This is a genomic window from Frankia sp. CgKIO3 (assembly GCF_977946435.1).
On record NZ_CDWTMO010000141.1, the window covers coordinates 1 to 11,175 of the forward strand.

Here is an 11,175-nt window from a genome sequence, read left to right on the forward strand (position 1 = left end):
TAGGTACTGCTGCATCGGCGGGGGCCGGGGGCCGCGCCGACATCGGGGCATGGTCGGATGATGGCTCGCTGCCGCCCTTGTCCGCCTGTCCCGGTCCCGGAGTTCACGGGTTTCGGTTCCCACCCGAGGTGATCGTGCTCGCGGTCCGGTGGTACCCGCGCTACGCGCTGGGTTCCGTTCCGCCCAGACGATCAGCGCCGGACACGCGTTCGTGCGGAATCTTCGCCGCGGACACTACGAACCTGACGTCGACGCCGACCCGTAGGTGCGGCTGACGGCTGCCTTCGCCGAACTCATGCGGGCGATCTGATCACCGATCCGGCCGGGTTCATCCTGCCGTACTGTCCCGCAATACAACAGACCCCCGGGGCCTGGCCCGCACCACTCCCCGGGCAACGTTCCGGGGAACGTTGCCCGGGAACGTTCCCCGGAACGCAACACGCCCGGGCCTCATCCCTATGGTACTCCTCCGGGAAAAACGGCCGCCGCGCGTGCCGTTGCCCGCGCCGACGACGGGTCGTACGACCTCGTGGCCGCCCTCGCCGGCCGGCGCTGGGCGGGTACGCCGCCAGCGGTTTCGCGGCGCCAATCCAGGTGCACCAGCGCGGGGAGGACGACCGCTCGCACCACGAACGCGTCGAGCGCCACACCGACCGCCAGACCCACCCCGAGCAGCTTCAGCGTGCGGGACGGCTGCGCCATGACCACCGACAACGCCAGGATCATGATGAGGTTCATGGTGAGGACGACGTGCCCCACGTCGGCGTGGCCGCGGCTGACCGCGTCGCCTTCGAGCGCCCGCCAGCCTGGCGCATCGGTTTCGCGCAGTCTGCTCAGCAGGCTCAGGTTCATGCCCGGGGACAGGCCGAACCCGACGACCAGCACGAAGACCAGGATGAACGGTTCGATCGGACCAGCCTGGAGGCCCAGTTTCCCGGCGAAACGGTCCTGCTGGAAGAGCGCCGCCAGGACACCGGCCGTTGCGAGGCCGCACGACAGCTCCGAAACGGCGAGTACGGCGGCAGTGACGCGCGAGGAGGCCGTGAGGAAGATCAGCGCGCCCACCGCGAGCAGGACCACGAACACGAACATCGGCAGCGCGCCGCGGAAATCCGCGGCCATGTCGGCGAACAACGCCGCCTGCCCGCCCACGTAGGCGCGGCTCACGGTGGGCCGCAGGACCGCCGGCAGGACGTCGTTCCGCAGTCGGTGCACCAGGTCGTAGGAGTCCGTCGACCGGGGACCCGCCTGCAGCAGCACCTGGATCAGGGCCAGGCCCGACTCGGGACTGTCGAACGAGGCGTACGCGTGTTTGACCCCCGGCGTCGTGTTGAGGGCGGTGACGACGTCGGTCACGGTGACGGTCCGGCTGCCCTCCCCCCGGTCGACGACGACGAGCATCGGCCCGTTGAGACCGCTGAAGAAGTCGCGGCTGACCACGTCATACGCGCGCCGCGCGGTGGCCGACGTGGGCTCCGCGCCCGCGTCGCCGCCACCGAGCCGCAGGGTGACCACCAGCGCTGCCAGGGCGACGAGCAGCACGCACGCCGCGGCCACGGCGACAGCCGGGTGACGCCCCACCTGCCTGGCCCACCACGATCGCACACCCGGCCGATGCGGTAGGCCACGACCCGTCGTGGTCAGGGAATGCCGTCCGAGCCAGCCCAGCATCCGGGTGCCGCCGAGGACGAGCAGCGTCGGCAACAGCGTGAGGGTGACCAGGGCACTGAGCACCCCGGCCACCCCGGCCGCGAGGGCGACTCCCGTGAACGGGCCCAGGTTCAGCAGGAGCACCCCGGTCATCGCCACGCTCAGGCACACGCCACCGGAGGCCAGGGCGGCTACCGACTTCACCATCGCCTCGGTGGCCGCGTCGACCGGGCTCACGCCCCGCGCCAACGCGGTCTGCGCCCGGTAGACGACCAGGACGGACCCGCCCAGGCTGACCCCAAGAGCGATCATGCCGCCAAGTAGAGCGGCAAAGGGAGTCGTCAGGACGTAGTGGGACAGCACCGTCGTGACGGCCACGGTGGTGACGGTGGCCATGGCCGCGACGACCGCGGCAATCATGGCGGCCACCCTCGAACGCAGGGTCAGGCACAAGACCGCCAGCGCGACGGCGAGGGCGGCCAGCAGCGGTCGGATCGGGACGCCGGCCAAGGTGAGCGCGGTCGCGCCCGGTCCGCCCAACTCCACCTGAAGCTCGGGGCCGCTGTAGGACCGGGCCGTGGCCGAGACCCGTCTGATCGCGCCGAGGTCGAGTTCGAGCGCCGACGCTTTCATGATTACCGGAGCCACCGCCGTGCGCCCGTCGGCACTGACCGGTGACACACCCAGCACCGTCCTGCCTAGTGGTCCGAACGGGTCGGCGACGGTGAGTACCCCCGGCAGCTTCCCGACGTCGGCGAGCAACTCCTCGACCTGCTGGTGCACCAGCGGGTCCGCCAGCGTGCCGCGCCTGGCGTGCAGCACGATCTGTTCGGTGTCCGGCAGGACGCCGCCTGGAATCACCTTGCGCGCCAGATTCATTGCCCGCTGCGACTCGGAACCGGGAACCGACACATCGTGGCTATATTGCGCGTGACCTGCGATCACGAAGAACACCGCAGGCAGGAGGAGCACCGCCCACATGCCGACCGCGATCCAGCGATGGCGGGCACACAGACGTGCGACGCCTGTCAACGCAACGATCAGCATGGTTGGCCCTTCGTTATTTTGGACAACCTATCTCGCGGGCAAGCAACGTCAATTACTCTTTGGTGGGGCTCTTTGGTGGGGATCATCGTCCGATAATTCTAGAGACGATTCACGAGAGACGGCACTTTACGGCGTTCCCGCACGCCTGGCCTCGTGATCGACCGTACCGCCACGAACTGCCCGACAACCGCTGTGACAAAATTTGTTCACCGGTTCCGGCACCACATTATTCGGTGGCAAGAATGTGGACGGCGGTATCGGTGCCGGTCGGGGTACCGCCGATGGCGGCACTGACCGGGCTGACCGGGCTGAGCGGGAGCTCCTCGCCCGCTTCACGGCCGAGGAGCGGGTCCCGACACGTCTACCGGTTGTAGGTGCTCGCCGGGTTCGAGCCGGGCAACCGGCGGGAGCACGCCACGGGCACCCTTTTGATCTTGCCGAGCCGGCGGCGCCCGCGAACCGCGGCCGGCGGCGAACCGGCCGATGGCCTCAGCGTCTCAGTGCAGCGGTCAGGTATCGTGAGATCACCCGCCGGCGTGGCGCAATTGGTAGCGCACTCGACTTGTAATCGAGCGGTTAGGGGTTCGAGTCCCCTCGCCGGCTCCAGACAGATGGTCTCTGACCTGCGGTTTTGCGAAATCGAAGATCATCTATTCAAGACAGAAATGGGTTTGTGTGCGCATTCGGCAATTGTGTGCAGGGAACGATCATGAACGGGGTGTCCTCTCCGGGCGCCTGGGCCGGGACCTGCGGTCGCGACACCGCCCCGACGACGGTTACGTTCCGTTATCGCCTGCCGTTCTGAGGGCGGGTAGGATCGGCAAGAACGATGCGTGGCGGCTGACGGTGGCCGGTCCGCCATCCCACCCCACGCCACCGCGGCACGGGGATCGGACGTTCACGGCGCCGCCAGGGTCGATGGCGGCGCCGTGGACGTGAACATGGCGACGGAGCAAGCAACCCGGTGTTAGCACCGGGGATCGCCGCAGCGTGGAACGGGATCCGCCGTGCCCCCACGGGTCCGCCCCGGTCAGGTCCGCCCCGGTCAGGTCACCCCCGACCCGCACCGGCGACATCGACGCCATGGCCGACACTATGGGCCTCGACGCGGGTCGCGGCCAGGTACGCCAGATCCGGATAGTCGAGATTCTTCGCGGTGAACGCCGCCGCGACGCATGCTTCGACGAGCGTGTCCAACGCCAGCCGGTGGGCCTGCTCGTCGGCCGCCAGACGGGGCCAGGCGGCGCAGGTGGTGAGCTGAGCTGACCGAGATCCAGCAGGCGGCTACCTCGGCTTACGGCGGCGCCGGTCAAGGGCCGCTATGCCGACCGCGGCCACGGCGACGACGAGCAGGCTGCCACCAAGCTGGAGCTCCTGCCAGAGGCGGTCATGCAGCGATGCGCTGGCGCTCACCTTCCGTAGCTCTCTGGTCAAGATCAGTGCGATGACGGCGAAAAGACCCGCCTGCTGGGCCAGCATGGACAGCGGCGGACGCACGAGCCGGCGCAACTCCTGATTTGTTGCTTCCTGGGCGTCCCACCGTTTCTGCTCCGCGGCGGCTCGCTCCGCTTCCCCGATACCGTCGATGATCAGGTTTCGTTCCCGTAGATACTGGTCCTGCAACAGGACGTGGCTGCCACGGCTGCCGGTCGCGGGCAGGAGCCGCAGCGCGTTGTCGATGCTGTCGAGCGCCGCGGCGTGGTGGCCGCACCGGCGTCGGCCGGTCGCGAGCCGGAAGTGGAAGGTGTGGTCCGTGGGGTACTCGGTCACGGCTTCTTCGGCGTGGCGCCGCAACAGCTCGGCGTGATCGGGCGCGACCCACAGGGCATGCAGGCAGATGTCGGGTGACCTGGCGGGAGCGTGGCCGGGCCGTCCACGCCTGGGTGAGGAGGCGGGTGGCGTCGTCGGTGGGCGTGCGGCTTCCGCAGGCGGCGAACGCGCGCAGGGCGACGAACAGCGGATTGTCGCGGTCGGGCGCCGCGAGCGCCAGAGGCGAGGATTCCAGGAACCGGTGGAGGTCGTCGAACCAGAAGTTCATGCGGAGCTTGCTGGCGTGATACACCGCCGCGAACGCGAAGACGGTGGGAGAGCCGCCGACCTGCTGGTCGATGCGGTCGACCACGCCTGTGAGATCCGCGCGGGACTCCACGCTGTCCCGGGTGATGAAGGCGTATCCGATCGCCCAGGTCTCGATGATCGTGCGGCGTTCAGCGGGGCTATCCTGGCCGCTGTGGTCCTCCAGCCAGCGGGCGCAGCGCGCGGCGACGGCCGCGGTCGGCTCGGCCAGCAGCCGGCGCCGCCAGTACCGGTCGGCGCAGATTTGCCAGGGGCCGGCCACAAGGTCGGCGGAGGCGAGCTGGAACGGCGGTTCCACACCGGCGTCGACCAGCGCCGAGGCGACGTCCTCGCACACCCGGTCCAGTTCCCGCGAGTCGGCCGCCCTCACCTGCGACAGCGGCCGTACGATCGTGTCGATGTCCATGGCCCTCCTCGGTATGCGCCTCGTGCCGCCGTTGTCCACCACCGTCGTCGGCGTCTATCTTTTTCCGCGGAGCTTCTTCTTACGGGGTTGAGTACGCTGACCGGTCTCGCCGGTGCGGGTTTTTCGGTCGCGTTCCGGGCGCCGCGGGTTGACATCGTCGAGGACGGCTTCAAGGATAGCGATCGCCTCGACGAGAAAAAACCTTCTGTGTTCGGGGGTGATGGTAGAGGCGGGATGATCAAGCAGGAAAATCTTCGCCGTCGCGAGCAGATCTATTTCCCACAGGTCTCGGTGTTTGGGGTTGTGGGAGACCCTGGAGAAATCGCCGGGAGGACCGTGTCGAGGAAACGGATGGCGTCGGTGTCGCTGATGTCGATACGCTCCCGGGTCGGGACACGGTGCGCCTCCGCCTCGTGCTGTCGGATCTGGCGGAGCAGGGTGAACCGCATCTGCCGTTGGGAGGGGAACACCGCGGTCTGGGTTGCGAAGCCGGCCGCGATGGCGGCGGCGGCCAGCATCCTGGCGGCGTCCGGTTGGCCCTTCCCCGAGGCGTCGAGCCGCGCCAACGCCTCCTCCCGGTAGGCGTGCGGGGCACAGTCCCGTAGGAGCGCGTGGGCCCGGTCCAGGGAACCGTCGGCGCGCACGTCCGGCCGGGCAGCGAGCTAACCGAAGGCGTCCGCGAGCTCGAACACGGCTTGATGCGCGGCCCGGAAGCGGGGCCCCGGATACAGCCGCCGGCCGGGCGCGTCGTCGTAACCGGCGATCGCATCGATCGTCGCGCTCACCGCGTCCGCGTCCCGATCGACCAGCGCGAGCACCAGCCGGCCGCCCAAGGCGTGCATCCGCCCGGTGCGCTCGACCACCTCCGGCGGCATCAGGTCAAAGATCGCGGAAAAGTCGTCAGTCATGGCTCCGTGCCTTCCCAGACGGTGTGGAGAAGCGGTGGGCGGTGGTGGGGCCACGACAGCCCATCGGTCCCCGCGGCCAGCTGATCAGGCGGAATCACCATCCCGCGGGTCTCGTCCCCGATCTCAGGGTCGAGGGTGACGTCGTACCAGGACGATCCGTCCGCGACGGTCTGCGCGGTGTCGTCCAACGACCAGGCCCAGCCGCGCACGTAGCCGTGCCGGCCTGCCGCGTCGGAGGGCCCGACGACGCGGACACGCTCATACAGCTGATAGCCGCCGCGTTCCCGAACGATCTCCGCCGCGGCGATGTGCGCGGCCCAGCCGGTGCACACCTCCACCGCCGGCTCCGGGCTCTCGCGAGCTATTCCCCGGCACAGCCCGTGCCAGCGCACACTCGACGGGGTCTCCCACGACCGGGTCAGCCAGGCCCACAATCCTGGTGACCGGCTCGCCGTGGCCGTGGGGGGGCCTGCGCGGCGTGGGGCAGCTGGGCGGTGACGAGGCGGCGGACGCGGGCGGGGTCGTCGCAGTGCCACCGCACGCTGCCCCACGCCACCTCGGTCGGACCGAGGCCATCACGGTGGTGCAGGCTGACCAGCACGACGGCGAGGATGCCGCGGACCGCGACGACGTCCCAGCTGCCCGGGTCGGCGAGGGCCGGGCCGCCGGGCCAACTGCGGGTGGTCGCGGTCACGGCGCGCTGTTCGGCCAGCAGCCAGCCGTCTCGGTCGAGGTCCACCAGACCCTCACCTCCCCCGGATGTGCATGGCGCGACGGACCGGTTTCTCATGACAGTAGTAGCGCATTCCTCGACAGCACGGTCGGGATCGCCACGAAACTGGGTCTTCGAAGTTAACCGGGGTGGGCGTGAGACCCCAGCCAGTTTGGTAACTGTGCGTAATGTTGGCTTGACGTGGCCTGCTGTGGCATGCCTCGTGTCGTGACATGAATGGCCCGCAACCCCTGGCGATCTTGGTTGTTCCTGACGCAACCGAGAGGCCACGGAGCTACGGGCTTGGACGATCATACGAATGACGCGACGCGGTTGCTCGACATCGACGGTCTGACGGTGTCGCGCGTCGAGATGCTCGCGGACAGGACACGGCAGGTGTGGCTTGCGACCGCGGACGAGACGGCGCGGGCGTGCCCGGGTTGCGGGGTGTTCGCGCGCAGGGTCAAGGGCGTCGTGACCACTCGGCCGCGTGACCTGCGCTACGGCCCGTTCCCCCTGCGACTGGTGTGGGTTAAACGCCGCTGGTACTGCCAGGAGCCACTGTGCGCGAAGCGGTCGTTCACCGAGTCGCTGCCGGCGGTGCCGGCGCGGGCACGGTTGACGACCCGGCTACGCGAGCAGGCCGGCCGGCTCGTGGTCGACGGGATCTGCGCGACGGTGGTAGCCAGCGCGCGGCACCTTGCGCTGTCCTGGCCGACGGTCATGGACGCGGCGCGCGACGTGGCCGCGCCATTGACCGACACCGCCTCACCGCCGGTGGACGTGCTCGGGATCGAGGAGACCCGCCGAGGCCGGCCGCGCTGGCGGCCCGCGGACCCCGTTCCCACACCGGCGTCCCCCGAACCTGCTGGCGGCGGCCCCGCCGAGACCGTCGAGCCCGACCCGGCGGGTGGCGAGCCGGCGAAGGCCCGGGTGCTCGCCGACCGGTGGCATGTCGGATTCACCGACCTGGCCGGCGGGCAGGGCATGCTCGGCCAGGTCGAGGGCCGCACCGCCGACGACGTCGCGTACTGGCTGGCCAGCCAGACACCGTCCTGGCGCGACCGGATCACCCACGTGACGATCGACATGTGCACGGTGTTCGTCGCCGCGGTCCGCCGCTACCTGCCGGGCGCCACCCTGGTCGTCGACCACTTCCACGTCGTAAAACTCGCGAACGACGCCGTCACAGAGGCCCGCCGCCGGGTCACCACCCAGCTACGGGGCCGCCGCGGCCGCGACACCGACCCCGAATGGAAGATCCGTAACCTGCTGACCCGCAACCGCGAGAACCTCACCGACCGCCAGTTGACGAAACTGTGGAACACCCTCGTCGACCTCGGCGAACCCGGCCAGACGATCCTGACCGCCTGGATCGCCAAGGAAGAACTACGCGCGCTGCTCACGCTCGCCCGCACCCACCCCGCCCGCACGGTGATCGCCCACCGGCTCACCAGGTTCTACACCTGGTGCGCCGACGCCGCCGTCCCCGAACTCGAACGCCTCGCCACCACGATCAGCACCTGGTGGACCTGCATCGAGGCGTTCCTGCACAGCGGCATCACCAACGCCGCCAGCGAGGGCCACAACCGGGTCGTCAAGCTCGACGCCCGCAACGCCTTCGGCTACCGCAACCCCGAAAACCAGCGGCTACGAACACGCTGCGCAACCACCCGCCGAGCCCGCAGATGCCTCAACCCCGCTTAACTTCGAAGAGCCACGAAACTCGGGCGTGGCCGTGACGGGAGAGGGTGCCTTCCCATGGCGAACGATCCCCGGGAGGCGGGCCGGCGAGCCGTGGCGTGACGGCGACGACGGCGAACCGCCTTGGGTAGACGGTTCAGATCGCGGTTCACAGGTGGAGGGTGGTGACGACGCCCTGGTGGTCGCTGTGCCCGCCGGTGTCGACGAGCCGGTAGTCGGCGGCGGTGAGGGCAGGGACGGTGGATCTGATCGATCCTCATCCCACCGGCCGAGGTGGCCGCCCGCAGCGACGGATCGCCCGAGGCCGCCGCGAGGTGGTCGGCGACGTCCACGAGCCCGGCGGTGCGCAGCGTGGCGGACACGATCCTGTTGCCGCGCCACAGCGCCTCGTCGGTCTCGCGGGGCAGACAGCGAGCAATCCGATCATGGAACGGTACGGTGGACCAGTCCGGTTCGTCGTCGCCGAGGGGGCAGTGGTTGACGTCCCCGGCGAGAACTCCGAGCGGGCCTGCGCGCAGCAGCCGGGAGGCGATCAGCTGGGCTTCCTGCGCGGCGGCCAGGGCCGAGTAGGGCGTCAGATGGACGCTGGCCACCGCGAGAGAGGTCGGCGTTCCCGGGATGGTCAGGACCGCCACGCCGAAGCCGTGCAGGGTCTCGGCGCCGTAGCGGGTCTCCCATCGGGTCAACCGGAGCCGGTCCGGTCGCCACAACAGCCCGGTGTGAAAGCCGGACCGGGACGGGGCAAGCAGGCCCCGCATCCCGAGATCGTGTTCGGCGGTGGACAGACCGCTGCGGTCGTCGTCCCAGCCGTTGGCCTCCTGGAGACACAGCAGGTCGGGCTGGACCGCGCGGATCAGTTCGGCGAGCGCCGGCCAGTGCGCGCCGGGTGCGCCGCGGCGGAGGTTCAGGCCCATCAGCGTCAAGGTCAGGGCTGCCGGGTGGGTCACGGGGTCTCCTCGGTGGTCGTAGAAAGCGCAGTGGCAGTGACGAGGGCGCCCACGGCGAGGACAGTTCCCGCTCCACACAGGGCGAGCGCCGGGCGGGGGCCGAGCAGGTGGGCGAGCCAGCCGACCAGGGGCGGGCCCAGCAGGTTGGATCCCGAGGCGATCGTGAACCACACCGCCATGACCCGGCCGGTGAACGCCCGATCGACCGCCTGGTGCAGGTAGCCCTGCGCGAGGACACCCCAGCCAAACGCCGGGACCGACGCGACGAGCAGCATGAGCACCAGCACTCCATAGCGGGGCGCGGTCGCCGCCGCGGCCAGCAGGGCACCGGCCGCGGCGACCCGGATCGGGGTGCCCCCCGGCCGGGGCGGTCGCCGACCCGCCTCCAGTTGGCCGGCGACCGCCCCCGCCGCGACGGCGGCACCCGCGACCCCGAGACCGGTCGCGCCCTTCCCGAACGTGTCCACCACCACCAGCGGCACCAGCACCGTCTGAAACGGCATGAGCACCACACTGGCGACCGCAGTGACGGCGAACAGCGTGACCAGATCACCACGCCCCGCGATGTACCCGAGGCCGTCGCGGACCTGACCGGGCACCCGCGGCACCGGTGCGGCCGGGTGCATCTCCTCGCGACGCATGGCCGCGAGCGCCATCAGCACCGCCGCGAACGAGACCGCGTTGGCCCAGCAGGCACCGGCCACTTCCACCCCCGCGATCACGACCCCGGCGAGCGCCGACCCGGCCACCCGCCCACTGGTAAACGCCGCGGAGTTCAACGCGACTGCGGACGGGCGCAACGGGCCGTCGACGATCTCCGCCAGCAACGACTGCTGCAACGGGTTGGAGATCACCGTGCTCACTCCCAGCCCAGCCGCCAGCAAATACACCTGCCACACCGCGCCCCCCGCCAGCGCCACCACCCCGAGAAGGACCGCCAGCATCGCCGCGGCGACCTGCTCGACAGCCATCGCCCGCCGCCGATGCGCCAGCCGATCAACCCACACGCCGGCATGGACACCACCCAGCGCTGTCGGCGCGAACTGCACAGCCACCGTGATCCCCAGCGCTGTTCCACCGCCACCGAGTTCCAGCACCAGATAATCCTGCGCAACCCGCTGCATCCATGTACCCACATGCGACACACACTTCGCCGCGAAATTACAGTCGGAAATTCCAGCTGGTCAATGCCGCGAGAGAGCCGCCCACCACATCCCCCCTCCGGATAGTTCACGCGACGGACAGTCCCGCGGGCGAGCCGCGGCAACCGTGTTGACGCGGCGCCCGGGGCCGGCGGTCGCTGCCGACCGCGGCCCGGCAGCGGGCTGCTACCCGCGGGCGTCATTGTCGGGAGGCCGGGCAGGCTGAGCGCCGCGGACCGTGGTGACCGCGCGGGTGATCTCAGAGGCGAGAGTGTCGGCTTCGTCGAGAGTGAGGGTCTCGTTGTCCGCGGGTTCGCCGTCGCCGCCGCAGTCGAGGGAGATCACCGGCTGGTAGGTCGTCGTGGCGGTGACGTACTGCTCGATCGTCACCGCGAGGGCGGTCTCCCCGCGGAGTCCGGGGATTTCCGGCAGGGCGATGAAGGCGATCTCGGCGGTGTGGTAATCCCCAGGGCCCGATGCTTCCACGTGCAGATGCCCGGCGGCCTTCTGGCACCAGGACGGGCAGGAACGATCAAGATCGTGGTTCATGGCAGAGCCTCTCCGTTCCGGGCTGGTGGGGCGG

12 protein-coding genes, 1 tRNA gene and 1 pseudogene are annotated in these 11,175 nt (G+C 70.0%); 5 read left to right on the plus strand and 9 right to left on the minus strand.

Annotation, left to right across the window (positions count from 1 at the left end; translation table 11 throughout):
• Positions 1–60: 60 nt before the first annotated feature.
• Positions 61–170: pseudogene (locus AC08OJ_RS15105) on the plus strand (IS6 family transposase); the annotation flags it as partial.
• A gap of 286 nt (positions 171–456) precedes the next feature.
• On the opposite strand, the gene AC08OJ_RS15110 reads toward AC08OJ_RS15105, so the two are convergent.
• Positions 457–2,697 (minus strand): MMPL family transporter, encoded by a 2,241-nt coding sequence (locus tag AC08OJ_RS15110; protein ID WP_476596040.1) that lies wholly within the window; start codon positions 2,695–2,697, stop codon positions 457–459.
• A gap of 530 nt (positions 2,698–3,227) precedes the next feature.
• On the opposite strand from AC08OJ_RS15110, the gene AC08OJ_RS15115 reads away from it, so the two are divergent.
• A tRNA-Thr gene (locus tag AC08OJ_RS15115) sits at positions 3,228–3,303 on the plus strand.
• 477 nt (positions 3,304–3,780) lie between these two features.
• The gene (locus tag AC08OJ_RS15120) at positions 3,781–3,963 is read left to right on the plus strand and encodes a hypothetical protein (protein WP_476596041.1); all 183 of its coding nucleotides are present in this window, start codon (positions 3,781–3,783) and stop codon (positions 3,961–3,963) included.
• A gap of 18 nt (positions 3,964–3,981) precedes the next feature.
• On the opposite strand, the gene AC08OJ_RS15125 is transcribed toward AC08OJ_RS15120, so the two are convergent.
• Positions 3,982–4,467: a hypothetical protein gene (locus AC08OJ_RS15125; RefSeq protein ID WP_476596043.1), complete on the minus strand. Its 486-nt coding sequence runs from the start codon at positions 4,465–4,467 to the stop codon at positions 3,982–3,984.
• 356 nt (positions 4,468–4,823) lie between these two features.
• Here AC08OJ_RS15125 and AC08OJ_RS15130 point away from each other — a divergent pair, with 356 nt between their 5' ends.
• Positions 4,824–5,270, plus strand: a complete 447-nt coding sequence (locus tag AC08OJ_RS15130) for a hypothetical protein (RefSeq protein WP_476596044.1) — start codon at positions 4,824–4,826, stop codon at positions 5,268–5,270.
• 181 nt (positions 5,271–5,451) lie between these two features.
• Here the strand turns inward: AC08OJ_RS15130 and AC08OJ_RS15135 are convergent, their stop codons facing one another.
• The 4 genes from AC08OJ_RS15135 to AC08OJ_RS15150 form a co-directional block, all read right to left on the minus strand.
• Positions 5,452–5,823 carry a hypothetical protein gene (locus AC08OJ_RS15135; protein ID WP_476596045.1) on the minus strand — a complete coding sequence of 124 codons (372 nt, stop codon included), beginning with the start codon at positions 5,821–5,823 and terminating at the stop codon, positions 5,452–5,454.
• An 18-nt stretch (positions 5,824–5,841) separates the two neighbouring features.
• Complete coding sequence (locus AC08OJ_RS15140) at positions 5,842–6,087, minus strand: hypothetical protein (RefSeq protein WP_476596046.1); 246 nt, start codon at positions 6,085–6,087, stop codon at positions 5,842–5,844.
• Positions 6,084–6,425, minus strand: a complete 342-nt coding sequence (locus tag AC08OJ_RS15145; protein WP_476596047.1) for a hypothetical protein — start codon at positions 6,423–6,425, stop codon at positions 6,084–6,086. Before AC08OJ_RS15145 ends, AC08OJ_RS15140 begins: the two co-directional genes overlap by 4 nt.
• Positions 6,426–6,505: 80 nt before the next feature.
• Complete coding sequence (locus AC08OJ_RS15150) at positions 6,506–6,826, minus strand: hypothetical protein (protein ID WP_476596048.1); 321 nt, start codon at positions 6,824–6,826, stop codon at positions 6,506–6,508.
• A gap of 276 nt (positions 6,827–7,102) precedes the next feature.
• Here AC08OJ_RS15150 and AC08OJ_RS15155 point away from each other — a divergent pair, with 276 nt between their 5' ends.
• Positions 7,103–8,506 (plus strand): transposase, encoded by a 1,404-nt coding sequence (locus tag AC08OJ_RS15155; RefSeq protein ID WP_476593111.1) that lies wholly within the window; start codon positions 7,103–7,105, stop codon positions 8,504–8,506.
• Here the strand turns inward: AC08OJ_RS15155 and AC08OJ_RS15160 are convergent.
• The 3 genes from AC08OJ_RS15160 to AC08OJ_RS15170 all read right to left on the minus strand — a co-directional run.
• Positions 8,503–9,450 (minus strand): endonuclease/exonuclease/phosphatase family protein, encoded by a 948-nt coding sequence (locus AC08OJ_RS15160; protein ID WP_476593110.1) that lies wholly within the window; start codon positions 9,448–9,450, stop codon positions 8,503–8,505. The two genes, AC08OJ_RS15155 and AC08OJ_RS15160, sit on opposite strands and share 4 nt — an antisense overlap.
• Positions 9,447–10,595 carry an MFS transporter gene (locus AC08OJ_RS15165; RefSeq protein WP_476596049.1) on the minus strand — a complete coding sequence of 383 codons (1,149 nt, stop codon included), beginning with the start codon at positions 10,593–10,595 and terminating at the stop codon, positions 9,447–9,449. The genes AC08OJ_RS15160 and AC08OJ_RS15165 overlap by 4 nt, the downstream gene beginning before the upstream one ends.
• A gap of 183 nt (positions 10,596–10,778) precedes the next feature.
• Positions 10,779–11,175: DUF6907 domain-containing protein (locus AC08OJ_RS15170; RefSeq protein ID WP_476596050.1), on the minus strand; the 397-nt coding region annotated here is incomplete at its 5' end.